Source organism: Yoonia sp. 67-2 (genome assembly GCF_035117555.1).
GTDB lineage: Bacteria > Pseudomonadota > Alphaproteobacteria > Rhodobacterales > Rhodobacteraceae > Yoonia.
Map to the genome: position 1 here is coordinate 229425 of NZ_JAYKPK010000004.1, position 26102 is coordinate 255526.

Genomic DNA, 26102 nt, shown 5'->3' on the forward strand with positions numbered 1-26102 from the left:
TTCTTACCCTTGGTATTTCGACAACAGCATCGACCCGTTGGTCCCGCCGAAGCCGAAGGAATTGGTCATCAGCGTATCAAGGCCCGCGTTATCCACCCGCACCGTCGCAATCTCTGCCGGGTCCAGCGCGGGGTCCAGCGTTTCGACATTGATCGAGGGGGCGATGAAATCATCCTGCAGCATCAGCAGGCAATAGATCGCCTCTTGCGCCCCTGTCGCCCCCTGGCTGTGGCCGGTCATGGATTTGGTCGAAGAGATCGGCGGCGTCGTGCCGCGGCCAAAGACGCGGCGCACGGCCTCGACCTCGCCCACGTCGCCCACCGGGGTCGATGTGCCATGGGCGTTGATATAGCTGATCTTGCGCCCCTCTGGCAGGGTTTTCAGCGCGCCGCGCATGGCGCGCTCGCCGCCTTCACCCGAGGGCGCGACCATATCGGCCCCGTCAGAGGTGGCAGCGAAACCCGTCACCTCGGCATAGATTTTCGCGCCACGGGCGATGGCGGAATCGAGGCTTTCCAGCACCACCATCGCGCCGCCGCCTGCGATGACGAAACCGTCGCGGCCCGCGTCAAAGGCGCGGCTCGCCTTTTCGGGCGTGTCATTGTATTTCGACGACATCGCGCCCATCGCGTCGAAGAGGCAGGACAGGGTCCAGTCCAATTCCTCGCCCCCGCCGGCGAACATGATGTCCTGCTGACCAAGGGCCACCTGCTGTGCCGCCATGCCGATGCAATGCAGCGAGGTCGAACAGGCCGAGGTGATCGAGAAATTCATGCCCTTGATCTGATAGGCCGTCGCAAGGTTCGCGCTGATCGTCGAGGACATGCATTTGGGCACCGCAAAAGGCCCGATCCGCTTGGTCGCCCCGGTGTCTTTCACGACATTATGGGCGGCGAACATGGCCGAGGTCGACGGCCCGCCGGAGCCTGCGATCAGCCCGGTCATGGAGTTGACGATCTGGTCTTCGGTCAGCCCGGCATCTGCAATCGCCTGCCCCATGGCGATATGGGCATAGGCGGCACCGGGGCCCATGAAACGCAGCGTGCGTTTGTCGACATGATCGGCCACGTCGATTTTCAGCGTGCCCGCGATCCGGCTGCGAAAGCCGTGTTCGGCCATTTCCGCAGAGGCAACAATGCCGGAGGTCCCGGCCTTGAGCGCAGCGGTCACCTCTGCCGCGTTGTTTCCGATGGGGGAGACGATCCCCAGACCTGTGACGACGACACGGCGCATGCGCTGCTCTCCCTTGATGGCTTTAGGTTTGTTTAGGGGAGAGGAGGGGGCGGGGCAAGTGGGGGGTGGGGGTGTGCTTGGTTAGTGGGGTTGCGGACTGCGACAACTTTCGTTGCGCATCGCGCGAATGCCCGGTCTTATTAGATAACTCAAATTAAGTTATAGTTGGCTTTCTTGCTGGTACTGCCTCAAAGCGTCGTCAAATCGTTTGTTGAAGTCCTTTGGGAGTTCGAACGGGAAAGTCCATCGGACAATCAGGGGTTCTTCAGCAGTTCCCCCATGATCCGTGCCAATCATCGCCACCATCTCATCAAGCCTGTCAGGAATCTCGGCCAGCCGGGCTGCGTTAGGACCGACAGCGTTCATCAGCACTGTCCGTAACGGCTCGCCCTCATCGGGGATGTGCGCGAAATGCAGGGATTCTTCGAAGTTAACGATCGCAGTCAGAGCATCGCGGATCAGGACGCAGACGTCATGCATCTCCTCGATGTCGGCTTGTTCGCCAGGCTCTCCCCAACTCGCGGTTAGTCGGTCTATGAGCCCTGCGAGTGGGCCGACTAGGTTCGACATGATGTGTGTACGTTCCACCATCCAGTTAATGAACTGATCTCTCTCCACCCGCGGCTGCGGATTGTAGTAGTGGCCAGCTTGGAGGTTCTTGAGACGCTTGAACTGCGTCTTGTTGAGATGTCGCATTAGTTCTGCGACGAAGCGCCATTCCCAACCGTCCGGCTTGTCGAAAACGATCCGCTGTATGATTGCGGGATACCAAGTGAGGAAGTCTAGGTTAGCCATCTCGGTCTCATACCGAATGCGATCACCGCGCGTCCCTAACTCGCGGGCCGCTTTTTCCTCATGTTCTCTCCTCCAGGCAAAAAGTAAGTCCGTTGGATATTTTTGTTCGTCCCGATCAATCTGCCCATGGCAATTTCGGCATAGCCAAATGCCGTTCGTGATCGCCGCCCGGGTTACATCAGACATGGCAGCGTTGTAGCGTGCAGCGCCTGACTTCGCGCCTGCGATGTGCGCCGCCTCGCCGATGAGGGTTGCCTTCTCGGGATCGCTATTGGGGCCCACCGTCTGCGCCTGACAGTCGGGGTTTGAGCATTGAAATCTTGCTCGTCGCGCGAGCGTGTCGATTGTTGGCTTCGAAAAATCAGGAGGTGACATAACTTCTGGTACTATCCTTGATAGCTTTTAAAAATTCGTCAGCGAAAAGGTTCAAGTCAAGACGAAATGTTAAAATGTCCCGAAGGTGTGGTCTCCATGAAGCCCACATTGGTGCTGCGCGAAGCAATCGGCACCAGACGTTTGCAGACCCCTCTGCGACCCGACTACAACTCACCCCTCGCTCAACGCCACCTTCATATCCGTCACCTGATAGATCACCTCGCCGTCGGCTTCGACGGTGCCGTTGGCGACGCCCATGGTCAGGCGGCGGGTCTGGATGGCTTTGGTGAAATCGACCTTATAGGTCAGCAGCTTGCGGTCGGGGCGGACCATGCCGGTCAGCTTGACCTCGCCCACGCCGAGCGCGTAGCCGCGCCCTTGCCAGCCGCGCCAGCCCAAGTTGAAGCCGGTCAATTGCCACAGCCCGTCAAGGCCCAGACAGCCGGGCATGATCGGATTGCCGGGGAAATGGCAGTCGAAAAACCACAGATCGGGGGTGATATCGAATTCGGCGACGACATGGCCCTTGCCGTGCAACCCGCCATCGCCGGAAATATCGGTGATCCGGTCCATCATCAGCATCGGCGGCGCGGGCAGTTGCGCATTGCCGGGGCCGAAGAGTTCGCCACGGGCGCATTGCAGCAGGGCGTCTTTGTCGAAACTGGTGGGGAAATCGGCCATAATCGGGTCTTGTCCTGTGAAGAATGATTTGTGCAGGCTTAGCATCTGCCCGCTTGTCAGGGCAAGTCCGCAGCGTTGACGTGTATTTTCATTTGATTTTGGTGGGTTTTCTCCCATATGTATGGCAGGCAAAGGACGGGCTGAATGAAAGACATGCAAAACCATCGCGGCACGGATTGGCTGGCAGGGGCAGGCTTGCGCCCGACCAGGCAGCGGCTGACGCTTGCGGATTTGCTGGTGGGCGACGGGCAGAACCGCCATGTCACTGCCGAAAGCCTGTTCGATGCCGCCAGTAAGGCGGGCGAGAAAGTGTCGCTCGCCACGGTTTACAACACATTGCGCGCGTTCTGTGATGCCGGTCTGATGCGGGAAATCACGGTGGATGGGTCGAAAAGCTATTTCGATACCAATATGACGGATCATCCGCATTTCTATTGGGAAGATACCGCGAAGCTGACAGATGCGCCGCTGGATCAGCTGGAAATCCGCCGCTTGCCGCAGGCGCCTGCGGGGGCGGAAATTGCCTCTGTCGATGTCGTGATCAGGTTGCGCCGGAAATAAGGCGGATTTTGATCCACCCTACACGATAAATTAACCACTGAGCGCCATGTTGCCCTTATGGCAAAATACATCCGGCGCTATGTCCCCGGCGGGACCTATTTCTTTACTGTGCGGTTGCAGGATCAGGGGTCTGACCTGCTGATCGGCCAGATTGACCTGTTGCGCGATGCCACAAGGCTGTGCCGCAAGCAAAGGCCGTTCCGCATTGATGCCGCCGTCATCTTGCCTGCAGAATTGCATATGATCTGGACGCTGCCTGCGGCGGATGCGGATTATTCCGGTCGCTGGCGGATGATCAAATCCACTTTTTCGCGACATCTGCCCGCATCTGACAATCTGACCGATGTGCAGAAACGCCGGGGCGAGAAAGGCATCTGGCAGCGCCGGTTCTGGGAGCATGTGATCCGCGATGAGGCAGATCTGGCGTGTCATATGCATCTGATCGTCACCGCCCCTGTCCGTGCCGGGCTGGTGCGGCGTGCGGGCGACTGGCCCTATGCCTCCTGGCAGCATCGCCCGGATGCAGGCCGGACCGTCAGAACCATTGCCCCGGTTCCATCAGCCCCAGATCCAGCAATTGCTGCGCCTGCCAGTTGAACCGGACCGATTTCGGCCAGTGGAACGTGTTGATCGCATCGCGGCTGCCGGGATTGCGGCGCAGCGCCTTGGCCGCACGGAAGGAACAGATCGCAACGGTCAGGTTATGGTGCCAAGGGCAGGCATGCGTGTTGTATTCGGCATCGCTGAACCGCCCGTCCGGGCCGATGGTCAGCCCTTTGGTCGCGCGAAACAGCGCCACACGTTCCAGCCTGCGCCGGTCCGGGGCGATATGTTCCTCGAACCGCCAGCGCAACCCGCCATAGACGCTGAACTGCCGGTCGATCGGGTGACCCAATTGGTCCTGCCTTGTGGCAGAATAATAACCCGATCCGTCAAGCCAGGCGTTGCTGGGGTCAACCGCATCGGGATGTGTTGTCAGATCACGGGCATAAAGATCGACCACCTGGCTCATCACGCTGTCGCGCCGTTCTTCGGTCATGAAACCCAGCATCTCGCCGACGGAGCGTTGTTCGCTGAATGGAAAGAACAGATATTCGCCGTTGAAGCAGTAGTAAATCCATTGCCCCGGCAAGGCCGCGATGATCGGGTTCACGATATCGGGCAGGGTCTGGGTCGGCGTGATCGCGTGATCGACGCGGTGTAACGGTGACTTGATGTCCTCCGGCAGGGTCACTTCTGCCGGGCAGAAGACGACCAGAGACCGGAACCCGAGGGCCGCATGGTGCCGGATCGTGCTGTCGATGGCGGCATTGTCTTCGATGATGATCAGACAGACCGGCCCGACAGGCAATGCCGTCGCGCGGTTCGCAAGCAAGGCGGCAAGGCTGGGGTAACGCATTACAACAGATATCCGAAACAGGTTTGGGCAAATTGTGCCAATTTCCACTGCATTGCAAGCAGGGGCCGGACCCGTTAGAAGCAGGGCGACCTTTTTCCCGGAAATATCCTTATGAACGCGCCCAAGAAGCTCTTTATCAAGACCTATGGCTGTCAGATGAATGTCTATGACAGCGAACGCATGGCCGAGGCTTTGGGCGGGCAAGGCTATGTGCAGACCGACCGCGCCGATGATGCGGATATGATCCTGCTGAATACTTGCCATATTCGCGAAAAGGCGGCTGAGAAGGTGTATTCAGAACTGGGCCGGATGAAAGAGCTGAAACTCGCCAATCCCGATCTGAAGATCGGCGTTGCCGGCTGCGTCGCGCAGGCCGAGGGCGAGGAAATCATGCGCCGCGCGCCGATGGTCGATCTGGTTGTCGGTCCACAAAGCTATCACCGACTGCCTGCGATGGAGAATGCGGTGCAGGGCGGGGCCAAGGCGCTCGACACCGACTTTCCCGATGATGACAAGTTCGAGACGCTGAAGTCCCGGTCCAAGGCGAAACGCGGCCCGACCGCGTTTCTGACGGTGCAGGAAGGGTGCGACAAATTCTGCGCCTTCTGCGTCGTGCCCTATACGCGTGGGGCCGAAGTATCCCGCCCCGCCGACCGTATCCTGCGCGAGGCGCGCGAATTGGTCGATGCGGGCGTGCGTGAACTGACCCTGCTGGGCCAGAATGTGAATGCTTATCACGGCCATGACGGCGGGCTGGCGGGGCTGATCTGGGCCTTGGCCGAGATTGACGGGCTGGCGCGGATCCGGTTCACCACGAGCCACCCCAATGACATGGATCAGGCGCTGATCGATGCGCATGCAACATGCGACAAGTTGATGCCCTATCTGCATTTGCCGGTGCAATCGGGGTCTGACCGTATTCTGAAAGCGATGAACCGCAAACATACGGCGGAAGACTATCTGCGCCTGATCGACCGTATCCGTGCGGCGCGCCCTGATATCCTGCTGTCGGGCGATTTCATCGTTGGTTTCCCGGGCGAGACGGATCAGGATTTCGAGGCCACCCTGCAACTGGTCCGCGATGTGCATTACGGGCAGGCCTATTCGTTCAAATATTCCACCCGCCCGGGCACACCTGCTGCGGAAAAACCGCAACTGCCCGAGGATGTCATGAACGACCGCCTGCAGCGCCTGCAGGCCTTGCTGCGGGACCAACAACAGCAGACTCAGGCCAGCATGATCGGGCGCGAGGTCAAGGTCCTGTTTGAAAAGGGCGGGCGCGAAGCCGGGCAGATGATCGGAAAATCGGATTACCTGCACGCGGTCTTTGCCGAGGCACCGTTGGATGTGCTGGGGCAGGTGCGCCGGGTGCGGATCGTGGATGACAGCGCCAATTCGCTGAAGGGGGAATTGATAGGGTAAGATGGGTCTGAACTCATCCTGCCTGTATCTGCGCCAATCCCGGCCTATTTGATGTCAAATGCGTGACATTCGCCATTGACGCCTTGCGCGCCCGTGCTGGACCCGCCACGATAGCTAAATATAGACTCAGAGGAGAGCTGTTTGGCCACTGGTGCTTTGACCCCGCCCGCCGACGCCATCACGGAAGCCGTGCTGGAATTCCCCGATAACCGGTTGTTGATCGATCTTTGCGGTGAATATGACCGCAATCTGTCCACCATCGAAGACAAGCTGAGCGTGCAGATCCTGCGTCGCGGTAATCGCCTTGCGGTGATCGGTGAAGAAGGTCCGCGGCAGGATGCGCTGGAAGTGCTGCGTTCGCTTTACAGCCGGTTGGAGGCTGGGCGCTCGGTCGAGGCAGGTGATCTGGACCGTGAATTGCGCATGGGCCCCAACCCGGTGCCTGGACCTGCCGATCAGATCGAATTGTTCAAGGCCGATGCGACGCGGGTCGAGGTCAAGACCCGCAAGAAACTGGTCGAACCACGCACCGATGCGCAAAAGGCCTATGTCAAATCCTTGTTTGAACATGAACTGGCCTTTGGCATCGGCCCTGCCGGGACCGGCAAGACCTATCTGGCGGTGGCTGTTGGCGTGAATATGCTGATCAACGGCCATGTCGACAAGATCATCCTGTCGCGTCCGGCTGTCGAAGCGGGTGAAAAACTGGGCTATCTGCCCGGCGACATGAAGGACAAAGTCGATCCTTATATGCAGCCGCTTTATGATGCGCTGAATGATTTTCTGCCGGGCAAACAGGCCGCCAAGATGATGGAGGAAAAGGTGATCGAGATTGCGCCTTTGGCCTTCATGCGTGGGCGGACGCTGTCCAATGCCTTTGTCGTGCTGGACGAGGCGCAGAACGCCACCACGATGCAGATGAAAATGTTCCTGACCCGTCTGGGACAAGGATCGCGCATGGTGATCACCGGCGACCGCACCCAGATCGACCTTCCCCGCGGGGTGAATTCGGGGCTGTGGGATGCCGAACGGCTGCTCAAAGGAATCACCAAGATCAGCTTCAACTATTTCACCGCCAAGGATGTCGTCCGCCACCCGCTGGTCGCGGCGATCATCGAAGCTTACGAGGCGGATGACGCCAAGTGACCATCGATGTTGTGGTGGAAGACAAGCGCTGGGCGGATGTGGATATCGAAGCCCTTGCGCAGCGCGCGTCCGATGCGGTGCTGGACCGATTGGGGTTGGAACCATCAATCTATGAAATCGCGCTGCTGGCCTGTGACGATGCGCGAATCGCGGCGCTGAACGATGATTTCCGGGGCAAACCCAGGCCGACGAATGTGCTCAGCTGGCCATCCGATGAACGTGCGGCGGGGATCGCAGGCGAAATGCCGCTGACGCCTGATCCGATCATGGATGCCGAACTGGGTGATATCGCCATCGCCTATGACACCTGCCTGCGCGAGGCGGAGGCGGCGGGCAAGCCTTTCACCGAGCATTGTCTTCATTTATTGGTGCATGGCACGTTGCATCTTTTGGGCTTTGACCATGAGCGTGACCTTGATGCCACCCTCATGGAAGGATTAGAGACCGAGATACTTGGCAAAATGGGTCTTGATGACCCATATAGGGATTGAACGGGGCAGGGTGCCCCAAGGTTAGGATCAGATGGGCGACACCGGCGACGGTTCTTCTAGCGCGGCGCATAGCGCGCCGCAGGACGAAACAGAAGAAAAACAGGGGCTTCTGGCCCGATTAAGGTTGGGCTTGCGCCCCAAGCAGGACGAGGATGAGGACAGCGCGACAGCGCGTCATTCCGCAAGTGTGGTGCCTACCGTTTTGGGTATGCTGAACCTGCGCCGGATGCGGGTCGAAGATGTATCAGTCCCGAAAACCGATATTGTCGCCGTCCCGGTCACCATCACCAAGGAAGAATTGGTGGATGTGTTCCGGGATTCGGGCATGACCCGTCTGCCGGTCTATGACACCACGCTGGACACGCCTGTGGGCATTGCCAATCTCAAGGATTTCGCGCTGCGTTACGGCTTTAACGGTGGTGCCGAAGAATTGGATCTGCGCGACATGCTGCGGCCATTGTTGTTCGTGCCGCCCTCCATGCCCTTAGGCGTTTTGCTGCAAAAGATGCAGACTGAGCGGATTCATATGGCATTGGTGATTGATGAATATGGTGGCACCGACGGGTTGGTCACCATCGAAGACCTGATCGAACAGGTCGTGGGCGAGATTGAAGATGAACATGACATTGCCGAAGCAAAAAGCTGGGTGATGGAAAAGCCGGGTGTCTATTTGGCGCAGGCCCGCACCGATCTTTACGATTTCGAGGCCGAGATCGGCATGAACCTGACCGAACATGACGATATCGATGAAGAAGAGATCGATACTCTGGGCGGTCTGGTGGCGATGCTGGCGGGCCATGTGCCGGCGCGCGGTGAAGTTGTGCCGCACCCGGATGGGCCGGAATTCGAGGTTGTCGATGCTGATCCGCGCCGGATCAAACGGTTGCGCGTGCGCATCAACACCACCCGCGATGCTTGATAGGTTGCCGCGCTGGGCGCGCTTTGGCGCGCTTTTCGGGCTGGGCGTCGTAGCGGGTCTGGGGCAAGCGCCGCTTGATCTTTGGCCTGCGACACTGATCGGTTTGGCGGTGTTTTTCGTCTGGCAGGGCCGGGTGATATCGGCCCGCGCGGCGGCCTGGCGGGCGTGGGTTTTCGGGCTGGGCTATTTTGCCTTCACATTGCGCTGGATTGTTGAGCCGTTTCTGGTCGATGCGCCGCGCCATGGCTGGATGGCCCCTTTTGCGATTTTGCTGATGGCCTCGGGCGCGGCGCTGTTCTGGGCGATAGCCGGATGGTTTGCGCAGCGTCTGGCACCGCGTAGTCAGGTTGCGTTGGCGCTGTTCCTAGTCGCGACAGAGATGACGCGGTCGTTGATTCTGACGGGTTTTCCTTGGGCTTTGCTCGGTCATATCTGGGTGCCGACATGGATGGCGCAGGCCTCGGCCCTCGGTGGGCCGCATTTGCTGACGCTGATCACCGTGTTGGCGGCACTGGGCCTTGCGCGGCTTTGGGCGCGTGACTGGCTGCGCGGCGCTGTCGTGCTGGCGGTGTTGGCGCTGCTGGCGATCACCCTGCGCCCCGGGCCCGCGCCGCAATTGGCGGATGATGCGCCTGTCGTGCGGATGGTGCAGCCCAATGCGCCGCAGCATCTGAAATGGGACCCTGCGTATCGCGATGCGTTTGTGAATACGCTGGTCGGATTGTCGGGGCAGGGGGAGCGGCCCGATCTGGTCGTCTGGCCGGAAACGGCGGTGCCCTATCTGCTCAACTACATCATCGACGACCTGAGCCAGTTTGATGAAGCTGCGCGCGGCGCGCCTTTGGTCTTTGGCGTGCAGCGGCAGGATGAACGGGGCTGGTATTACAATTCATTGGTGGTGATGGAACAGGGCGGCCAGATCACCCAGACTTATGACAAACAGCATCTGGTGCCGTTTGGCGAATATGTCCCCTTTGGCGATCTGCTGGGCCGGATCGGCATCCGCGGCATGGCCGTGCAGGAAGGTGGCGGATTTGCCGCAGGCACGACACCCGGCCCGGTCAATATCCCCGGGATCGGCCCCGCCGTGCCGCTGATCTGTTACGAAGGCATCTTTGCCGAGGAAATCATCACCGGCCCGAACCGGCCCCGGATGCTGCTGTTGATCACCAATGACGGCTGGTTCGGGCAGGCGGCAGGGCCACATCAGCATCTGGCGCAGGCCCGTTTGCGCGCGATTGAGCAACGTCTGCCCATGGTGCGGGTCGGCAATACCGGTATTTCGGCGATGATCGATGCGCAGGGCCGGATACTGGCCTCGCTGCCTTTGGGCGTCGAAGGCGTGCTTGATGCGGCTTTGCCTGCGGTCGGGGATGCGCCACCCTATGCACGCCTTGGCGATTGGCCGGTGGGTCTGGTGTTGCTTTTCGGTCTGCTGACGGGCGTTCTGCGCCGCCGCCGCGATAGCGATTGACGCCAAGAGGGTCAGCCCATACACCCGGCGGTAGTTCTGTCACAACGGCTTCCTGACGTGACAGTTGGTTTTCATTGGAGCACGTCCTCATGGCACGACAAGATTATATTTTCACCTCGGAATCCGTTTCCGAGGGGCATCCTGACAAAGTTTGCGACCGGATTTCCGACGCAGTGCTGGATGCTTTCCTGGCCGAAGAACCGCAAGCGCGGGTGGCCTGCGAAACTTTCGCCACCACCAACCGCGTTGTCATCGGGGGCGAGGTCGGCCTGACGGACAAATCCCGTCTGACAGATTTCATCGGCCGGGTTGAAGGCATCGCGCGCGATTGCATCAAGGATATCGGCTATGAGCAGGATGCGTTTCACCACGCCACCTGTGAGGTGACGAACCTGCTGCATGCGCAATCCGCCCATATCGCCCAGGGAGTCGATGCCGCGGAAGGTAAGGAAGAAGGCGCCGGCGATCAGGGCATCATGTTCGGCTATGCCACGACAGAGACCGAAGAGCTGATGCCGGCCCCGATCCAATACGCCCATGCTGTGCTGCGCCGTCTGGCCGAAGTGCGTAAATCAGGTGAAGAACCGACCCTGCGCCCCGATGCGAAAAGCCAGATCTCGGTCCGCTATGTGAACCGCAAGCCGGTCGAGGTGACATCGATCGTGCTGTCGACGCAGCACCAGTTTGCGACACAGACCAGTGCCGATATCCGTGCGATCGTGGAGCCGCATATCCGCGCTGTGCTGCCCGATGGTCTGATCACAGATGAAACCGAATGGTGGGTGAACCCGACTGGTGTGTTCGTGATCGGTGGTCCTGACGGCGATGCCGGTCTGACCGGGCGCAAGATCATCGTGGATACTTATGGCGGTGCAGCCCTGCATGGCGGTGGCGCCTTTTCCGGCAAAGATCCGACCAAAGTGGACCGCTCTGCCGCCTATGCGGCGCGTTATCTGGCCAAGAATGTGGTGGCGTCCGGCATGGCGGAACGCTGCACGATACAGCTCAGCTATGCGATTGGCGTTGCGCGGCCTTTGTCGATCTATGTCGATACCCATGACACCGGCGAAGTGGACCCGGCTGCGATTGAACGTGCCGTCGCGCAGGTGATGGATCTGACGCCGCGCGGTATCAGGGAACATCTGCAGTTGAACCGCCCGATCTATGCCCGCACCTCGGCCTATGGTCATTTTGGTCGCGCACCTGAGGATGATGGCGGATTCAGCTGGGAAAAGACCGATCTGGTCGAGGCGCTGAAGCGCGCTGTTTAAAAGGTCAGGTGGATCAGCGGTCACCTGACACAGATTGCCATGCGGCGGCGGGATTGCTACATGCCGCCGCATGACAAAGACACATCACCCCTCCGGCGCGCCATGGCGTAATTTCTATGGCCGCTTTCGCGGCAAGACGATCCGCGCCAGCCAGCATGATTATCTTGAAAACGATCTGGACCCGCTGTCGCCGGGGCCGGTGAGCTGGGAAGACAACCCCGACCGGCATCCGATTGATCTGGAGGCTTTGTTTCCGGGCAAGGACATCTGGCTGGAGATTGGTTTCGGCGGCGGCGAACATCTGGTGCATATGGCGCAGACCTATCCCAATATCGGGATCATCGGCGCGGAGCCGTTCATCAACGGTGTCGCGATGTTGCTGGGCAAGATCCGCAAGGCGGAGGTCGAAAACCTTGCCGTCTATCCGGGTGATGTGCGGAATGTTTTTGATGTGCTGCCAGCGCAATCGCTGTCGCGTGTGTTTCTGAACTATCCTGATCCTTGGCCGAAAAAGCGCCATCACCGGCGGCGGTTTGTCACCGCCGAACATCTCGCGCCGTTGCACCGGGTGATGAAACCCGGCGCGCAGTTGCGCGTAGCCACCGATATTCCCGATTACGTCCGCCAGACGCTGGAAGAAGTGCCGTGTCAGGGGTTTGACTGGTTGGCTGAAGGTCCTGCAGATTGGCGCACCCCTTGGGAAGATTGGGTATCGACTCGATATGAGAAAAAGGCACTCCGCGAGGGGCGTGTGCCGCATTATCTGACCTTTGTCAGGGTTTAAAAGATTCTTGCCTCCGGCGGGAGTATTTTGAACAAAGCGAGGCGGGGTGATGGATTTCGCAGTGCGGCTGCGCTACCAGATCGTGAATGTAAGAAGGATAACGCCCATGTCAGCCCACGGCACCCCGATCCCGATGATGTCCAGCGCCTGCGGCCCGTTGCAGGGCGAGGCCAATGTGCCCGGTGATAAATCAATCTCGCACCGTTCCCTGATCCTTGGTGCGATGTGTATCGGCGAAACACGGATCACCGGGCTGCTGGAAGGCGATGACGTGCTGGATACGGCCCGCGCGATGCGCGCTTTCGGGGCTGAAGTGACCAATCACGGCGGTGGCGAATGGTCCGTGCGCGGCGTCGGTGTGGGTGGATTTGCCGAACCGGATCAGGTGATTGATTGCGGCAATTCCGGCACTGGCGTTCGGCTGATCATGGGTGCGATGGCGACGACGCCGATTACGGTGACCTTTACCGGCGATGCATCGTTGAATGGTCGTCCGATGGGGCGGGTGACTGATCCTTTGGCCTTGTTCGGAACGCGGGCGGTGGGTCGTGACGGGGGACGTTTGCCAATGACCCTCGTCGGTGCGGCTGATCCGATGCCGGTGCGCTATATGGTGCCCGTGCCGTCAGCGCAGGTGAAATCGGCGGTGTTGCTGGCCGGGCTGAATGCGCCGGGCCAGACTGTCGTGATCGAGAAAGAGGCGACCCGCGATCATACCGAACGGATGTTGCAGGGGTTCGGGGCTACCGTGACGGTGGAAGAGACGGATGAGGGGCGGGTGATCACCCTTGACGGACAGCCGGAATTGCAGCCGCAGGATATTGTCGTGCCGCGTGATCCGTCCTCTGCTGCGTTTCCGGTCTGTGCGGCGCTGATCGTGCCAGGGTCGGATGTGCTGGTCCCCAATATCGGGCTGAACCCGACGCGGGCGGGGCTGTTCACCACCTTGCAGGAAATGGGTGCCGATCTGACATTCGAGAATATGCGCGAGGAAGGCGGCGAACCTGTCGCCGATCTGCGCGCGCGGTTTTCGCCCGACCTGCGCGGGATTGCTGTGCCGCCGGAACGGGCGGCCAGCATGATCGATGAATATCCGGTGCTGTCGGTCGTTGCCGCCTTTGCGCAGGGCGTGACCGAGATGCAGGGCGTCAAGGAACTCCGCGTTAAGGAAAGCGACCGGATTGATGCCATGGCGCAAGGATTGCGCGCGGCGGGTGTGACGGTCGATGAAGGGCCGGATTGGTGGCGCGTGACTGGCCTTGGTCACGGTAACGTGCCGGGCGGTGTGACGGTCGAAAGCCGTCTGGACCACCGGATTGCGATGGCCTTTATCGTGCTGGGCATGGCGGCGCAGCAACCGATCACGGTGGATGATGCCGCACCGATCACCACGTCATTCCCGATTTTTGAGCCGTTGATGAATGATCTGGGTGCCCAGATCGCACGGATCAGCGCATGAGTTTCACGGTGGCCATCGACGGGCCTGCCGCTGCCGGGAAAGGCACGATTTCCAAGGCGGTGGCGGCGCATTTCGGCTTTGCGCATCTGGATACCGGGTTGCTTTACCGTGCCGTGGGGGCGGGGATGCTCAAGGGCGGTGATCCGGTTTTTGTGGCGCAAAACCTCGATCCGGCACAGATGGATGCCAGCACCTTGCGCAGTGCCGCAGTCGCGCAGGCCGCCAGTGAAGTCGCCGTGAACCCGGCAGTGCGCGATGCGCTGACTGCGTTTCAGCGGGCTTTTGCGGCAAGGCCGGAAGGGGCGGTGCTGGATGGCCGCGATATCGGCACGGTGATCTGTCCGGGGGCGCAGGTGAAATTATTTGTCACCGCCTCGGCCCCGCGCCGGGCGGAACGGCGCTATGCGGAATTGCAGGGCAGCGGCAGCGATACCACGCTGGATGCTGTTCTTGCCGATGTGCAGGCACGCGATGCACGTGATGCAGGGCGCGCGACAGCGCCACTGGCTGCGGCGGCGGATGCGGTGCTGATCGACACATCGGATATGACCATCGCGCAGGCGGTGGCACAGGCCATCGCGGTGATCGAACAGGTGCAAAAAACCTTGCGCGATTGAGGCAGGCAGCTTATACGCGCCCCTGTTGAAGCGTCGATAACAGGCGCGAACGTGAGACTTGAGCGGGGTCGGTATGCACCGGCCCTGTTGTTTTACATTCGCAGCGTCGCCCGACCAAATCGCAACCCAAAGACCGGCGGACACAACCGCTCGGCCCGTATAAAACCAAACGTTAGGAAAACGACGCCACATGGCAAATACAATGGACGAGTTTGAAGCACTCTTGAACGAAAGCTTCGAAATGGACACACCCGCTGAAGGGTCTGTCGTCAAAGGCAAGGTGATCGCAATCGAAGCGGGCCAAGCCATCATCGATGTCGGCTACAAGATGGAAGGCCGTATCGATCTGAAAGAATTCGCAAATCCCGGCGAAGCCCCTGAAATCAAAGTCGGTGACACGGTCGAAGTGTTCCTGCGTCAGGTCGAAAACGCCCGTGGCGAAGCCGTCATTTCGCGTGAAATGGCCCGCCGCGAAGAAGCCTGGGATCGTCTGGAAAAAGCCTATGCTGACGAAGAGCGTGTCGATGGCGCGATCTTTGGCCGCGTCAAAGGCGGGTTCACCGTGGATCTGGGCGGCGCTGTCGCGTTCCTGCCAGGTTCGCAGGTTGACGTGCGTCCTGTGCGCGATGCCGGTCCGCTGATGAACATGAAGCAGCCGTTCCAGATTCTGAAAATGGACCGTCGCCGGGGCAACATCGTTGTGTCGCGCCGTGCGATCCTGGAAGAATCACGTGCCGAACAGCGTGCTGAAGTCATCGGCAATCTGACCGAAGGTCAGGAAGTTGACGGCGTGGTCAAGAACATCACCGAATATGGTGCGTTTGTTGATCTGGGCGGCGTTGACGGCCTGCTGCACGTCACCGACATGGCATGGCGCCGTGTGAACCACCCATCCGAGATTCTTGCCATCGGCGAGACGATCAAGGTGCAGGTCATCAAGATCAACAAAGAAACCCACCGTATCAGCCTTGGCATGAAACAGCTGCAGGAAGATCCGTGGGATGCTGTGGAATCCAAGTTCAGCTTGGGTTCGGTCCATCAGGGCCGCGTGACCAACATCACCGATTACGGCGCATTTGTTGAGCTGGAAGCCGGCGTTGAAGGTCTGGTTCACGTGTCGGAAATGTCCTGGACCAAGAAAAACGTCCACCCCGGCAAGATCGTTTCGACATCCCAGGAAGTCGAAGTCATGGTGCTGGAAATCGACAGCGCCAAGCGTCGCGTGTCGCTTGGTCTGAAACAGACACAGCGTAACCCATGGGAAGTGTTTGCAGAAACCCATCCTGAGGGCACCGAGGTCGAAGGCGAAGTCAAGAACATCACCGAATTCGGTCTGTTCATTGGCCTTGAAGGCGACATCGACGGCATGGTCCACCTGTCCGACCTGACATGGGAAGGCCGTGGCGAAGACGTCATCGGCGATTTCCGCAAGGGCGACATCGTGAAAGCCAAGGTTGCCGAAGTTGACGTTGAAAAAGAACGCATCAGCCTGTCGATCAAGGCGCTGGACGGTGATCCGTTCGCGGATGCGATCGGTGGCGTGAAGCGCGGGTCGATCATCACTGTCGAAGTGACCAAGATCGAAGACGGCGGCATTGAGGTCGAATACGAAGGCATGAAGTCGTTCATCCGTCGTTCCGATCTGTCGCGTGACCGTGCCGAACAGCGCCCAGAGCGTTTCGGAGTTGGCGACAAGGTCGACGTGCGCGTGACCAACATCGACAGCAAGACCCGCAAGCTGGGTCTGTCGATCAAAGCACGTGAGATCGCAGAAGAAAAAGAAGCCGTGGAACAATTCGGGTCTTCGGATTCCGGTGCGTCCTTGGGCGACATTCTGGGGGCCGCGCTGAAGCGCGACTAAACCACCCAGACTGACCAGATCAGCCCCGTTGCAAGCGATTGCGGCGGGGCTTTTTTATGGCACTTTCGGGACGCTGGCTGCCCGAATCATATGTGCGGTGCTGCGATGCAGCAGCGCTGGTGCAGCAGGGCTCTGGCGGAATATCGCCAAAGTTTCCTGCAATTTCAGTCGCTTTGTCCCCAAAAAACCGACAATGACTGCAAAGCCATGCTTTCCGTATGCGGTCTTTGTTCCTATAGTTTGCGCTATCGCCGCTGCGTGCGTTCTGCCAAACCAAAGGACACTGCCATGATCCGTTCGGAACTGATTCAGAAAATTGCTGACGAAAATCCGCATCTTTATCAGCGCGACGTCGAAAGGATCGTCAATACCATCTTTGACCAGATCACCGATGCAATGGCGCAGGGCAACCGAGTCGAATTGCGCGGTTTCGGCGCGTTTTCGGTCAAAAAGCGCGACCCGCGTCTGGGGCGTAATCCGCGTACCGGGGAAGCGGTTGAAGTTGACGAAAAACACGTGCCGTTCTTCAAGACGGGAAAGCTGTTGCGCGACCGGCTCAACGGCCAGTAAGAGGGTCCTATGAAGACTATTCGTTATGCCTTTTGGGCCATCGTCGCGCTTTGCCTGATTCTGATCGGGCTGGCCAACCGTGATCCTGTGACCGTGCGCGCCATGCCCGTCGCGCTCAGCGATCTGCTGGGCCTCTCGCCCGACCTGACCCTGCCGCTGTTCGTGGTGATTTTCATCGGCGTTGGCGCCGGTCTTGCCATCGGGTTCCTGTGGGAATGGGTGCGCGAACACCGCATCCGGGTCGAGGCGCGCAGAAAAGCGCGCGAGGTTGAAAACCTGCGCCGCGAGGTCAGTCAACTGCGCGGTGCGGCGGCGGGTGCCACATCAGATGATGATGTGCTGGCGCTGCTGGAACAAAAACGCTGATGCCTGACACACGGGTCAAGATCTGCGGGCTGCGCGATGCGGCTGGCCTTGACGCGGCTGTACGGGCGGGGGCGGCCTATGTCGGGTTGGTGTTTTTCGACAAATCCCCGCGCCATGTAACGCTGGCGCAGGCGGCAAGCCTTGCGGCGGAGGTGCCAGTGGGGATCGCCAAGGTTGCCTTGGTGGTGAATGCCGATGATGCCGCTTTGGATGCGCTGCTGGCGCAGGTGCCGATAGATATCCTGCAATTGCACGGGTCCGAGACGCCGGAGCGGGTCACCGCGGTCAGGGCGCGTTACGGCCTGCCAGTGATGAAAGCGGTCGGTGTGGCAGGGCCGGATGATCTGGCGGCGCTTGATGTCTATGCTCAGGTCGCTGATCAATTGCTGGTCGATGCCAAACCACCCAAGGATGCTGGTTTGCCCGGTGGCAATGGTCTTGCTTTTGACTGGCAGTTGATCGCCAAACGCCGCTGGCCTTTGCCGTGGATGCTGGCCGGTGGACTGACGCCGGATAGTGTAGCCGAAGCTGTCGCGCTGACCAGCGCACGACAGGTCGATGTGTCCTCCGGCGTCGAATCCGCGCCGGGCGTCAAGGACGCGGCCCTGATTGCGGCTTTTTGTGCCGCTTTGCGATAGGCGTTTACGATTCCCCCAAGGGGCGTTAGGTCTGGGTGAAGCGCAAATGAGCAGGTATCCCATGGCAAACGATCTTTTCAACAGCTTCATGACCGGCCCCGATGAAAAGGGCCGCTTTGGTCAATTTGGCGGGCGTTTCGTGTCTGAAACCCTGATGCCGCTGATCTTGGAGCTGGAAGAGCAATATGAACATGCCAAGACGGACGAGAGCTTCTGGGCGGAAATGCATGATCTGTGGACGCATTATGTGGGCCGCCCCAGCCCGCTTTATCATGCTGAACGGCTGACCCAGCATCTGGGCGGGGCCAAAATTTACATGAAGCGGGACGAGCTGAACCACACCGGCGCGCATAAGATCAACAATGTGCTGGGGCAGATCATTCTGGCGCGCCGCATGGGCAAAAGCCGGATTATTGCGGAAACCGGAGCAGGACAGCACGGTGTGGCGACGGCAACGGTCTGTGCGAAATTCGGGCTGAAATGCGTCGTCTATATGGGCGCGCATGATGTGGAACGGCAAGCGCCGAACGTGTTCCGCATGAAATTGCTGGGGGCCGAGGTGATTCCCGTGACCTCTGGCCGTGGCACATTGAAAGATGCGATGAATGACGCCCTGCGCGACTGGGTGACCAATGTCCGCGATACATTCTATTGCATCGGCACGGTGGCGGGGCCGCATCCCTATCCTGCGATGGTGCGTGATTTTCAGGCGATCATCGGGCAGGAAACCAAGACACAGATGCAAGAGGCCGAAGGCCGTCTGCCCGATACGCTGATCGCGGCCATCGGTGGCGGCTCCAATGCAATGGGGCTGTTCTACCCGTTCCTGGACGACAAGGACGTCAATATCATCGGGGTCGAGGCCGGTGGCAAAGGCGTCAACGAAAAGATGGAGCATTGCGCGTCACTGACTGGTGGCCGCCCCGGCGTGTTGCATGGCAACCGCACTTATCTGTTGCAGGATGATGTCGGGCAGATTCTGGAAGGATTCTCGATCTCGGCGGGTCTCGATTATCCCGGCATCGGGCCGGAACATGCCTGGCTGCATGATATCGGCCGCGCGAAATATGTCTCGATCACCGATGTGGAGGCGTTGGAGGCGTTCCAGCTGTGCTGTGCATTGGAAGGGATCATTCCGGCGCTGGAGCCAAGCCACGCGCTGGCGCATGTGATGAAGATAGCGCCTGATCTGCCTGCCGATCATCTGTTGGTGATGAACATGTGTGGTCGCGGCGACAAGGATATCTTTACCGTCGCCAAGCATCTTGGGTTCGATATGAAGGCTTAAGGCCTGCATCGCCTGTGGCATGGAAAAGATTCTATGCCTCCGGCGGGGATATTTCGGCTCTGAAGATGTGGTTTGTCGCGCCTTAGTCGAGCGGCAGCGCGTTTTCACGCAAAGCGTCGATGGGGACGATTTCCAGCGCGCGGACATGAGTGGCGTAAAGGTTGACCTTGGGCGCGCAGCCTTCTTCGTGCGCTTGCAGAAAACGGGCCGCGCAAAGGCACCAGCCATCGCCGGCCTTCAGCCCGGCAAAGCCGAATTCGGGGCGTGGCGTGGACAGATCGTTGCCCACGTATTTTGAGAAGGCCAGAAATTCATCCGTCATGATGGCGCAGACTGTGTGGCTGCCATTGTCTGCAGCACAGGTGTCACAGGCGCCGTTGCGGAAGAACCCGGTAATCGGCGCGGTCGAACAGGTGGCAAGCGTGCTGCCAAGGACGTTGAAGGACGGGTCTTTTTCCATAATCTCAGTCTTTCTATTCTGTCGGTGACCAATGCACCCAGCGTCCGTGAAAATCAGCGCGGCCCATGGCAAAGGTCAGATCGCCGGGCCAGAGGCGCAGAGTTAGCGCTGCGCCTTTGCCCTGACCATCAGGCTCCATCCCGAACCATGCAAGGGGCGCATCGTCGCGGGCCGTGGCACCGGCGGCGGTGATCGCGGCCAGCCCTGCATCCTGCCGGTCCTGCGGGAAATATTGCCAGGCGATAGTCGTGTAGATCAGATGGATCTGGCCGGACCTGTGGCTTAGCTGATCGGCTAACCAATCCACTGCGTCGCCTTTGCTGATGGGGGTCTGCGCCGCCTGCATCGCGGCGCGTGTCAGCGCCAGCCTTTCGGGTTGATCTGGCCAGAGATAGGCTTGCAGCCGCAGCGCATCGCGGGATGGGTCCAGCGGGTTCAGGTCAACACCGGCGCGCGCTATGACTTGAGGCCGCGTGGCGGGGGGCAGTGCGCCGCTCCAACCGGGTGACAGCGTCAGGGCAGGGGTGGCGGGGCCGAATGTCTGATCACCAATGTTCAGCGCGTAATCATCCCAATGCAGGTTCAGCCCGGCGCTGGCACCGAGTTCGCTGCAGCGGATCGGCAGGGCATAGCGGTCGGCCAGCCAATGCCCCAAAGCGATCAATGTGGCAGAGCGGCGGACCTCATTGGTTTGTGGCGGGCTGTCGAGCCATTGGTTGATTGCTGCGGCTTCCTGCACCAACAGGTCACTGACTGAGGCCCAGAGTGAGGCATCGCTGCTGGTTTTGGGCGGGTACACCGCGGCGGTAAGGACATGCCTTTGCAGGTGCAGCGCATGCAGCGCGCCCGCCAGCCGCAAAGGCACGGATTGGCCGGTGGGACCAAGATCGCCCTGCCAGGTGAAAATCCGGTCGGTGACGGGGCTTCGGGGCCAGTGTTCTGTCGCGCAAAGCCGCATCAATTGCCCCATGAAGGGCGAGCCAAGGTTGATGCAGGATTGTGCCTGATGGGCAAAGGCTGCGCGGGCGGTGGCTTCGCTCATCTGAATTTGTCGAGCAGGCGGGACATCGCGCTGCGGGTATCAGGTGCGGGTTCCGGTTCTGGTTCCAGCGTTTTGGCTGGTTTGGGAGTGCTGGTGGATGATCGCGGCGGGGCGGTGCGCAGGGCCACGGCATTCAGGAACCGCGCACCGTCGCCTGCGACCAGATGCGCGATGCCGTCGCTGATGCCACGCATTTCGTCATCCAGCCAATCCTGATCGGCCTTGGGGAAATCGCGCAACACATAGCCCGGCACGGCATCCTTATGCCCCGGATGGCCGACGCCAAGGCGGACACGGTCATAATCCGGGCCGATATGGCCGTGGATCGAGCGCAAGCCATTATGCCCCGCATGACCACCGCCGGTTTTCAACCGGACCTTGCCGGGGGCCAGATCGATTTCATCATGGAAGACGATCACATCGGCGGGGGTCAGCTTGAGATAGCGCATCGCCTCGCCCACGGATTGGCCCGACAGGTTCATGAAGGTTTCGGGTTTCAGCAGGGTGATCTTGTCTGACCCGATCCGGCCTTCGGACACGAGCCCCTGAAACCGCGCGCGCCATGGGCTGAACCCATGATCATCCGCAATCCGGTCCATCGCCATAAAGCCGATGTTATGCCGGTTCTGCGCATATTTTGCGCCGGGATTGCCAAGGCCGATGAGGAGTTTCATGGCAGTAATCTAGCGGGGCTGGGCGCGCTGCGCCAGTGGATAGCAACGAAAAAGGGCACCCCGAAGGATGCCCTGATCTGGAACGCGCGAGGCTGAATTATTCGGCTTCTGCGGGTGCTTCTTCTTCTGTCTCGGCGTCGTCTTCATCGTCGCTGGCCAGCAGCGCACGTGGTGCAGAGACGTTGGCGATGACGAAATCACGGTCGATGACGGTTTTCGCGCCTTCGGGCAGGGTGACATCGCTGATGTGGATGACATCGCCCATCTGGACATTGGCCAGATCGACAGTCAGGTGATCAGGAATATCGCCTGCCAGCACGTCCATTTCGACTTCGTTCCGGACCACGGTCAGAACGCCGCCCTTTTTGATGCCGGGGCAGGTTTCATCATTGATGAATTCGACCGGGATGAACAATTTCACACGGCTGGTCCGCTTGAGGCGCAGCAGGTCGATATGGATCGGCAGATCCTTGACCACATCGCGCTGCACACCGCGGCAGATCACGCGCACGTCGTCCTGGCCTTCAACCTTGAGGTTGAACAGGGTGGACATGAAACGGCCCTTGCGCAGGGTGGTCAGCAGGTAGTTGAATGGGATGCTGATGGACAAGGGCTCAGTGCCGCCGCCATAAACAGTGCCAGGTACGTCGCCTTCACGGCGAGCTTGGCGGGCGGCCCCCTTGCCTGTCCCCGCGCGTACCTTGGCGTTCAGATCTGGAATCTGTCCAGCCATAGTAATATTCCTTTAATAGAGGGGCCCGCCTCCAAGGGTGTCCGAGCCCGATGAAGCCTGCCCTATAGGCGGAATTGACGCGATTGAAAAGCCTATTTTACACCGGCGGGCATGGGTCAGGACCCAGGTGACGGTCATTGCCGCAACGGCGCAATTTGAAACTTGCTTTGGGAGATTTGGCGCGGCACCCATGGCGTCATGTCTATTCTCAATGCATTGATTCTTTCGCGTCGCCCGGCCATGGCTTTTGTCGTGGTGGGCGTCTTCTGGGGGTGTTTCGCCGCTTATGTGCCTGTGATCAAGGCGCAATTAGGTGCGTCGGACGCTGTCTTCGGCACGGTGCTGCTGGGGTCGGCCACGGGGCTTGTGTCCGCGATGTGGCTGGCGCCCAAGCTGGACCGATGGCTGGGCAGCCGGTCGATGCAGGCGGCGATTGCGGCGCTGGCCTTTGCCTGGCTGATTCCGGGGCATATCACCCATCCCTTGGCATTCGCGGTTTCGATGGCGCTGGTCGGGCTGGCGTCCGGCCTGCTTGATGTCGTGATGAATGCGCGGGTCAGCGAATTGGAGGCGACGCATCGTCGTCCCCTGATGAATGCCAATCACGCGATGTTTTCAGTGGCCTATGCCTGTGCCGCATTGATTGTGGGGTTCACGCGTGAGGCAGGTCTGCCGCCTGCGCCCGTCTTTGCCGGTTTCGGCCTGTTCGCGACCTGCATGATCCCTTTTGTGCGCATGGATGTGACCTATGTCGCGGCGGAAGAAGGGTATCAGGGTCGCTATCCGCTTTGGCCGATCGTACTCTGCGGCGCCATCGTGCTGGTCGCCTTCATGTCCGAAGCCACGGTCGAGGCCTGGTCGGCGCTCCATGTCGAACGCACCCTTGGCGGCGGCGCGGCAGAAGGCGCGCTGGGGCCTGCGATGCTGGGGCTGACAATGGCTTTTGGCCGCTTTGCCGGGCAGGCGGTAGCGGAAAAACTGCGTGAGGTGCAGGTTGTGATCTGCGCCTCGATCCTGTCGGCAAGTGGTGCGGTGCTGGCAGCCCTCGCGCCGACGCCGCTGGTCGCCTATGCGGGATTCGGCATTCTTGGGCTGGGCGTGTCGGTCATTGGCCCGATGGGGCTGGCGCTGGTGGGCAAGCTGGTCCCACCGCATCTGCGCACCGAAGCGATCAGCCGCACCGCGGTCATCGGCTTTTCTGGGTTCTTTTTCGCACCGACGCTGATGGGGTTGATGAGCCAGAACTTTGGCCTGCGCATCGCGTTTCTGGGTGTGGCGGTTTTGCTGCTGACCACCTTGCCGCTGGCCTTGCTGGTGTCGCGGCAAAAGATGACGCAGCCGGAGCGGGCCGTCGCGCCGCAGATCTGACAAAAGAAAAAGACCGCAGCGCGTGATGCGCTGCGGTCTGGATCGACACGTCGGTGTGACGTGTGATTAGTCAGCAGCAGCTGCGATCAGCAGAGCAGCCAGAACGCCAACAACGATGAATGCTGGGTTGATCGAAGAACCGGCAGGTGCTGGCTCTGCAACGACGACTGGAGCTTCCATAACTTCAGGGGCCAGGCCGCCAGCGAAAGCAGAGGTGGACAGAACGGCGACAGCAGCGGCTGTTGCAAAAACATTGGTCATACGCATGTGATTTATCCTAGTGTTTGGTTTGCGATCTGACGACTGACCCCGCCAAAGCGACGCCAGCGATCGCAACCAGCCTTAAAAGAGTTTTTTCACGGGTCAATCACTTCATTGTGCTGCGAATGCGAAAAATCGCAATGCGATGCAAAATCCCCACGCTTATACCCAGGATCCTTCAAAATCCTTTGGCACCAGCAGGATATCACGGTCTACTTCACGTATGTCGCGCCGTCCGCAAAGCGCCATTGTGGTGTCCAGTTCCTTGTGAATGACCTCTAAGGCCTTCGTCACTCCTGCCTCGCCCATGGCGCCCAGCCCGTTGATATAGGCCCGTCCGATATAGGTGCCCTTGGCCCCCAGCGCCAAAGCCTTCAGCACATCCTGTCCCGACCTGATGCCGCTGTCGAAATGCACTTCGACTTTATCGCCCACCGCATCAAGAATCGCGGGCAGGGCGCGAATGGATGACAAAGCCCCGTCCAATTGCCGCCCGCCGTGGTTGGACACGACGATGGCATCCGCCCCAAGTGCCGCCGCCTTGCGCGCATCATCGGCGTCAAGGATACCTTTCAGGATCACCTTGCCGCCCCACATTTTCATCAATTGCGCGACGCGGTCCCAGTCGAGCGCATGGTCAAACGCCTCGCCGATCCAGGATGACAGGGATGACGGGTCTGACACGCCCTTGGCATGGCCGACGATATTGCCAAAAAACCGCCGCTTGGTTTGCAGCATCTCGATTCCCCAGCCCCATTTGGTGGACAGATCGGCGATGCTGGCGGGCGTGAATTTCGGCGGCGCGGACATGCCGTTCTTGATATCCTTATGCCGTTGTCCCAGAATTTGCAGATCAAGCGTCAGGACGATGGCCGAACAACCCGCCGCACGGGCGCGGTCGAACAGGCGTTGCATGAAATCATCGTCTTTCAGCGTATAGACCTGAAACCAGAACGGCTTGGTCGTATTTTCAGCCACATCTTCAATTGAACAAATCGACATCGTGGACAGGGTGAAGGGCACACCGAATTTTTCGGCGGCTTTTGCGGCCTTGATTTCGCCATCTGCCGACTGCATCCCGGTCAGCCCGACCGGGGCCAGCGCCACCGGCATCGCCACATCCTGCCCGATCATCTGGGATTTTGTCGTGCGGTTGGTCATATCCACCGCAATCCGCTGGCGCAGCCGGATCTTGTCGAAATCGGAGGTATTTTCGCGGAACGTCTGTTCTGTCCATGACCCGCTTTCGGCGTAATCATAGAACATTTTCGGTGTGCGGCGTTTATGCAGGCGTTTGAGATCAGCGATAGTGGTGATGACAGGCATGGTTTCCCCCGGATTGGTAACAAGACATTACCGATCCGGGTCGTTCATGCAATGGCTTCAGGCGCTATGCGTGCCTTCGGCGAGGGCGGCCACAAAGGCCAGGACTTCTTCAACAGAATGACCCGCAGCGATCCGATCCACGATGGCAGAGCCGACAACGGCCCCATCCGCCACTTGTGCCACTGCACGCGCCGCTTCGGGTGTTTTGATGCCGAAACCGACGATGACAGGCAGGTCGGTTTTCGCCTTGATCCGTGCGACTTCGGGCGCGACGCTATCGGCCTGCACATCCGCCGTGCCGGTGATCCCGGTCATGGATACGTAATAGACAAAGCCGGATGTATTTTCCAAAACCTTGGGCAGGCGTTTGTCATCGGTCGTGGGGGTGGCGAGGCGAATGAAATTGATCCCGGCCTTTTGGGCGGGGATGCAAAGTTCATCATCTTCCTCGGGCGGCAGATCAACGATGATCAGCCCGTCGATCCCGGCAAAGACCGCATCGGCCAGAAAATTTTCCACACCGCGCGAATAGATCGGGTTGTAATAGCCCATCATCACAATCGGCGTCGTGTCATCGGTTTCCCGCAGGGCGCGCGCATAATCGAGCGTTTTTTCCAGCGTCTGGCCGGATGCCAACGCGCGTTGCCCCGCCAATTGAATCGTCGCACCATCAGCCATCGGATCGGTAAAGGGCATCCCCAGTTCGATAATATCGACACCGGCGCCGGGCAGACCTTTGACGATCTCCAGCCCTTTGTCGTAGTCAGGATCACCCGCCATGACATAAGCGACAAAGGCTTTGCGGTTCTGGTCCCGCAATTGCGCGAATTTGGCGTCGATTCTGCTCATGGTCATCCCCGATATTTTGTTGCCCCCTTCCTGCGCGAC

Annotated in this window: 28 protein-coding genes and 1 riboswitch; of the genes, 17 read left to right on the plus strand and 11 right to left on the minus strand. The window is 59.8% G+C overall.

Annotation, left to right across the window (positions count from 1 at the left end; all coding sequences use genetic code 11):
* Positions 1 to 3: 3 nt before the first annotated feature.
* From VOY09_RS08690 to fabA, 3 genes are all read right to left on the minus strand, one after another.
* Positions 4 to 1233: a beta-ketoacyl synthase N-terminal-like domain-containing protein gene (locus VOY09_RS08690; protein ID WP_322893901.1), complete on the minus strand. Its 1230-nt coding sequence runs from the start codon at positions 1231 to 1233 to the stop codon at positions 4 to 6.
* A gap of 159 nt (positions 1234 to 1392) precedes the next feature.
* Positions 1393 to 2403: a hypothetical protein gene (locus VOY09_RS08695; protein WP_322893900.1), complete on the minus strand. Its 1011-nt coding sequence runs from the start codon at positions 2401 to 2403 to the stop codon at positions 1393 to 1395.
* Positions 2404 to 2574: 171 nt separating this feature from the next.
* Positions 2575 to 3084, minus strand: a complete 510-nt coding sequence (fabA, locus tag VOY09_RS08700) for a bifunctional 3-hydroxydecanoyl-ACP dehydratase/trans-2-decenoyl-ACP isomerase (protein ID WP_322893899.1) — start codon at positions 3082 to 3084, stop codon at positions 2575 to 2577.
* A 144-nt stretch (positions 3085 to 3228) separates the two neighbouring features.
* On the opposite strand from fabA, the gene irrA reads away from it, so the two are divergent.
* Both irrA and VOY09_RS08710 read left to right on the plus strand, forming a co-directional pair.
* On the plus strand, positions 3229 to 3645 hold the full coding sequence (irrA, locus tag VOY09_RS08705) for an iron response transcriptional regulator IrrA (protein WP_322893898.1): 417 nt from the start codon (positions 3229 to 3231) through the stop codon (positions 3643 to 3645).
* Between the two features lie 57 nt (positions 3646 to 3702).
* Positions 3703 to 4242, plus strand: coding sequence for an REP-associated tyrosine transposase (locus tag VOY09_RS08710; protein WP_322893897.1), 540 nt, complete (start codon positions 3703 to 3705; stop codon positions 4240 to 4242).
* On the opposite strand, the gene VOY09_RS08715 is transcribed toward VOY09_RS08710, so the two are convergent.
* On the minus strand, positions 4181 to 5044 hold the full coding sequence (locus VOY09_RS08715) for a hypothetical protein (protein ID WP_322893896.1): 864 nt from the start codon (positions 5042 to 5044) through the stop codon (positions 4181 to 4183). The genes VOY09_RS08710 and VOY09_RS08715 overlap by 62 nt on opposite strands.
* A 111-nt stretch (positions 5045 to 5155) precedes the next feature.
* On the opposite strand from VOY09_RS08715, the gene miaB reads away from it, so the two are divergent.
* The 14 genes from miaB (at position 5156) to trpB (ending at position 19350) form a co-directional block, all read left to right on the plus strand.
* Positions 5156 to 6466: a tRNA (N6-isopentenyl adenosine(37)-C2)-methylthiotransferase MiaB gene (gene miaB, locus VOY09_RS08720; RefSeq protein ID WP_322893895.1), complete on the plus strand. Its 1311-nt coding sequence runs from the start codon at positions 5156 to 5158 to the stop codon at positions 6464 to 6466.
* Between the two features lie 141 nt (positions 6467 to 6607).
* The gene (locus tag VOY09_RS08725) at positions 6608 to 7612 is read left to right on the plus strand and encodes a PhoH family protein (RefSeq protein WP_322893894.1); all 1005 of its coding nucleotides are present in this window, start codon (positions 6608 to 6610) and stop codon (positions 7610 to 7612) included.
* A complete protein-coding gene (ybeY, locus tag VOY09_RS08730) occupies positions 7609 to 8103 on the plus strand; it encodes an rRNA maturation RNase YbeY (RefSeq protein ID WP_322893893.1) in 495 nt (164 codons plus the stop codon). Before VOY09_RS08725 ends, ybeY begins: the two co-directional genes overlap by 4 nt.
* A gap of 31 nt (positions 8104 to 8134) precedes the next feature.
* Positions 8135 to 9022, plus strand: a complete 888-nt coding sequence (locus tag VOY09_RS08735; RefSeq protein ID WP_322893892.1) for a hemolysin family protein — start codon at positions 8135 to 8137, stop codon at positions 9020 to 9022.
* Positions 9015 to 10496 carry an apolipoprotein N-acyltransferase gene (gene lnt / locus VOY09_RS08740; RefSeq protein WP_322893891.1) on the plus strand — a complete coding sequence of 494 codons (1482 nt, stop codon included), beginning with the start codon at positions 9015 to 9017 and terminating at the stop codon, positions 10494 to 10496. The genes VOY09_RS08735 and lnt overlap by 8 nt, the downstream gene beginning before the upstream one ends.
* A 33-nt stretch (positions 10497 to 10529) precedes the next feature.
* Positions 10530 to 10578: riboswitch (SAM-SAH riboswitch) on the plus strand.
* A 7-nt stretch (positions 10579 to 10585) separates the two neighbouring features.
* Positions 10586 to 11767 carry a methionine adenosyltransferase gene (metK, locus tag VOY09_RS08745; RefSeq protein ID WP_322893890.1) on the plus strand — a complete coding sequence of 394 codons (1182 nt, stop codon included), beginning with the start codon at positions 10586 to 10588 and terminating at the stop codon, positions 11765 to 11767.
* A gap of 70 nt (positions 11768 to 11837) precedes the next feature.
* Positions 11838 to 12551, plus strand: coding sequence for a tRNA (guanine(46)-N(7))-methyltransferase TrmB (gene trmB / locus VOY09_RS08750; RefSeq protein WP_322893889.1), 714 nt, complete (start codon positions 11838 to 11840; stop codon positions 12549 to 12551).
* Positions 12552 to 12657: 106 nt separating this feature from the next.
* Entirely contained in the window at positions 12658 to 14010 is a 1353-nt protein-coding gene (gene aroA / locus VOY09_RS08755) for a 3-phosphoshikimate 1-carboxyvinyltransferase (RefSeq protein WP_322893888.1), read from the plus strand.
* Entirely contained in the window at positions 14007 to 14627 is a 621-nt protein-coding gene (locus tag VOY09_RS08760) for a (d)CMP kinase (RefSeq protein ID WP_322893887.1), read from the plus strand. Before aroA ends, VOY09_RS08760 begins: the two co-directional genes overlap by 4 nt.
* Before the next feature lie 190 nt (positions 14628 to 14817).
* Entirely contained in the window at positions 14818 to 16488 is a 1671-nt protein-coding gene (gene rpsA / locus VOY09_RS08765; protein ID WP_322893886.1) for a 30S ribosomal protein S1, read from the plus strand.
* A gap of 288 nt (positions 16489 to 16776) precedes the next feature.
* On the plus strand, positions 16777 to 17058 hold the full coding sequence (gene ihfB, locus VOY09_RS08770) for an integration host factor subunit beta (protein WP_322894142.1): 282 nt from the start codon (positions 16777 to 16779) through the stop codon (positions 17056 to 17058).
* 9 nt (positions 17059 to 17067) lie between these two features.
* The gene (locus VOY09_RS08775) at positions 17068 to 17424 is read left to right on the plus strand and encodes a LapA family protein (protein WP_322893885.1); all 357 of its coding nucleotides are present in this window, start codon (positions 17068 to 17070) and stop codon (positions 17422 to 17424) included.
* A complete protein-coding gene (locus VOY09_RS08780) occupies positions 17424 to 18062 on the plus strand; it encodes a phosphoribosylanthranilate isomerase (protein WP_322893884.1) in 639 nt (212 codons plus the stop codon). Before VOY09_RS08775 ends, VOY09_RS08780 begins: the two co-directional genes overlap by 1 nt.
* A 61-nt stretch (positions 18063 to 18123) precedes the next feature.
* Positions 18124 to 19350: a tryptophan synthase subunit beta gene (trpB, locus tag VOY09_RS08785; protein WP_322893883.1), complete on the plus strand. Its 1227-nt coding sequence runs from the start codon at positions 18124 to 18126 to the stop codon at positions 19348 to 19350.
* Between the two features lie 82 nt (positions 19351 to 19432).
* On the opposite strand, the gene VOY09_RS08790 is transcribed toward trpB, so the two are convergent.
* The 4 genes from VOY09_RS08790 to VOY09_RS08805 form a co-directional block, all read right to left on the minus strand.
* The gene (locus tag VOY09_RS08790) at positions 19433 to 19810 is read right to left on the minus strand and encodes a DUF2237 domain-containing protein (protein WP_322893882.1); all 378 of its coding nucleotides are present in this window, start codon (positions 19808 to 19810) and stop codon (positions 19433 to 19435) included.
* A 13-nt stretch (positions 19811 to 19823) separates the two neighbouring features.
* Positions 19824 to 20852: a DUF2332 domain-containing protein gene (locus VOY09_RS08795; RefSeq protein ID WP_322893881.1), complete on the minus strand. Its 1029-nt coding sequence runs from the start codon at positions 20850 to 20852 to the stop codon at positions 19824 to 19826.
* The gene (gene pth, locus VOY09_RS08800; protein ID WP_322893880.1) at positions 20849 to 21526 is read right to left on the minus strand and encodes an aminoacyl-tRNA hydrolase; all 678 of its coding nucleotides are present in this window, start codon (positions 21524 to 21526) and stop codon (positions 20849 to 20851) included. The genes VOY09_RS08795 and pth overlap by 4 nt, the downstream gene beginning before the upstream one ends.
* Positions 21527 to 21623: 97 nt before the next feature.
* Positions 21624 to 22259 (minus strand): 50S ribosomal protein L25/general stress protein Ctc, encoded by a 636-nt coding sequence (locus VOY09_RS08805; protein WP_322893879.1) that lies wholly within the window; start codon positions 22257 to 22259, stop codon positions 21624 to 21626.
* A gap of 198 nt (positions 22260 to 22457) precedes the next feature.
* On the opposite strand from VOY09_RS08805, the gene VOY09_RS08810 reads away from it, so the two are divergent.
* Complete coding sequence (locus VOY09_RS08810; RefSeq protein ID WP_322893878.1) at positions 22458 to 23627, plus strand: MFS transporter; 1170 nt, start codon at positions 22458 to 22460, stop codon at positions 23625 to 23627.
* Positions 23628 to 23693: 66 nt separating this feature from the next.
* On the opposite strand, the gene VOY09_RS08815 is transcribed toward VOY09_RS08810, so the two are convergent.
* The 3 genes from VOY09_RS08815 to trpA all read right to left on the minus strand — a co-directional run bounded on the left by VOY09_RS08815 (position 23694) and on the right by trpA (position 26063).
* Positions 23694 to 23894, minus strand: a complete 201-nt coding sequence (locus VOY09_RS08815; RefSeq protein ID WP_322893877.1) for a hypothetical protein — start codon at positions 23892 to 23894, stop codon at positions 23694 to 23696.
* A gap of 156 nt (positions 23895 to 24050) precedes the next feature.
* Positions 24051 to 25214, minus strand: a complete 1164-nt coding sequence (locus tag VOY09_RS08820; RefSeq protein WP_322893876.1) for an alpha-hydroxy acid oxidase — start codon at positions 25212 to 25214, stop codon at positions 24051 to 24053.
* Positions 25215 to 25271: 57 nt separating this feature from the next.
* The gene (gene trpA / locus VOY09_RS08825) at positions 25272 to 26063 is read right to left on the minus strand and encodes a tryptophan synthase subunit alpha (RefSeq protein WP_322893875.1); all 792 of its coding nucleotides are present in this window, start codon (positions 26061 to 26063) and stop codon (positions 25272 to 25274) included.
* Between the last annotated feature and the right edge of the window lie 39 nt (positions 26064 to 26102).

What these genes read in the sequence shown, in the direction of transcription:
- VOY09_RS08815 (WP_322893877.1), bottom strand. Translation starts at nt 23,894, where the DNA reads ATGCGTATGACCAATGTTTTTGCAACAGCCGCTGCTGTCGCCGTTCTG.
- VOY09_RS08690 (WP_322893901.1), bottom strand. Translation starts at nt 1,233, where the DNA reads ATGCGCCGTGTCGTCGTCACAGGTCTGGGGATCGTCTCCCCCATCGGA.
- VOY09_RS08760 (WP_322893887.1), top strand. Translation starts at nt 14,007, where the DNA reads ATGAGTTTCACGGTGGCCATCGACGGGCCTGCCGCTGCCGGGAAAGGC.
- VOY09_RS08695 (WP_322893900.1), bottom strand. Translation starts at nt 2,403, where the DNA reads ATGTCACCTCCTGATTTTTCGAAGCCAACAATCGACACGCTCGCGCGA.
- VOY09_RS08805 (WP_322893879.1), bottom strand. Translation starts at nt 22,259, where the DNA reads ATGGCTGGACAGATTCCAGATCTGAACGCCAAGGTACGCGCGGGGACA.
- VOY09_RS08715 (WP_322893896.1), bottom strand. Translation starts at nt 5,044, where the DNA reads ATGCGTTACCCCAGCCTTGCCGCCTTGCTTGCGAACCGCGCGACGGCA.
- VOY09_RS08780 (WP_322893884.1), top strand. Translation starts at nt 17,424, where the DNA reads ATGCCTGACACACGGGTCAAGATCTGCGGGCTGCGCGATGCGGCTGGC.
- VOY09_RS08810 (WP_322893878.1), top strand. Translation starts at nt 22,458, where the DNA reads ATGTCTATTCTCAATGCATTGATTCTTTCGCGTCGCCCGGCCATGGCT.
- VOY09_RS08775 (WP_322893885.1), top strand. Translation starts at nt 17,068, where the DNA reads ATGAAGACTATTCGTTATGCCTTTTGGGCCATCGTCGCGCTTTGCCTG.
- aroA (WP_322893888.1), top strand. Translation starts at nt 12,658, where the DNA reads ATGTCAGCCCACGGCACCCCGATCCCGATGATGTCCAGCGCCTGCGGC.
- metK (WP_322893890.1), top strand. Translation starts at nt 10,586, where the DNA reads ATGGCACGACAAGATTATATTTTCACCTCGGAATCCGTTTCCGAGGGG.
- trmB (WP_322893889.1), top strand. Translation starts at nt 11,838, where the DNA reads ATGACAAAGACACATCACCCCTCCGGCGCGCCATGGCGTAATTTCTAT.
- trpB (WP_322893883.1), top strand. Translation starts at nt 18,124, where the DNA reads ATGGCAAACGATCTTTTCAACAGCTTCATGACCGGCCCCGATGAAAAG.
- miaB (WP_322893895.1), top strand. Translation starts at nt 5,156, where the DNA reads ATGAACGCGCCCAAGAAGCTCTTTATCAAGACCTATGGCTGTCAGATG.
- pth (WP_322893880.1), bottom strand. Translation starts at nt 21,526, where the DNA reads ATGAAACTCCTCATCGGCCTTGGCAATCCCGGCGCAAAATATGCGCAG.
- VOY09_RS08795 (WP_322893881.1), bottom strand. Translation starts at nt 20,852, where the DNA reads ATGAGCGAAGCCACCGCCCGCGCAGCCTTTGCCCATCAGGCACAATCC.
- VOY09_RS08790 (WP_322893882.1), bottom strand. Translation starts at nt 19,810, where the DNA reads ATGGAAAAAGACCCGTCCTTCAACGTCCTTGGCAGCACGCTTGCCACC.
- VOY09_RS08710 (WP_322893897.1), top strand. Translation starts at nt 3,703, where the DNA reads ATGGCAAAATACATCCGGCGCTATGTCCCCGGCGGGACCTATTTCTTT.
- trpA (WP_322893875.1), bottom strand. Translation starts at nt 26,063, where the DNA reads ATGAGCAGAATCGACGCCAAATTCGCGCAATTGCGGGACCAGAACCGC.
- lnt (WP_322893891.1), top strand. Translation starts at nt 9,015, where the DNA reads ATGCTTGATAGGTTGCCGCGCTGGGCGCGCTTTGGCGCGCTTTTCGGG.
- irrA (WP_322893898.1), top strand. Translation starts at nt 3,229, where the DNA reads ATGAAAGACATGCAAAACCATCGCGGCACGGATTGGCTGGCAGGGGCA.
- VOY09_RS08735 (WP_322893892.1), top strand. Translation starts at nt 8,135, where the DNA reads ATGGGCGACACCGGCGACGGTTCTTCTAGCGCGGCGCATAGCGCGCCG.
- VOY09_RS08820 (WP_322893876.1), bottom strand. Translation starts at nt 25,214, where the DNA reads ATGCCTGTCATCACCACTATCGCTGATCTCAAACGCCTGCATAAACGC.
- fabA (WP_322893899.1), bottom strand. Translation starts at nt 3,084, where the DNA reads ATGGCCGATTTCCCCACCAGTTTCGACAAAGACGCCCTGCTGCAATGC.
- rpsA (WP_322893886.1), top strand. Translation starts at nt 14,818, where the DNA reads ATGGCAAATACAATGGACGAGTTTGAAGCACTCTTGAACGAAAGCTTC.
- ihfB (WP_322894142.1), top strand. Translation starts at nt 16,777, where the DNA reads ATGATCCGTTCGGAACTGATTCAGAAAATTGCTGACGAAAATCCGCAT.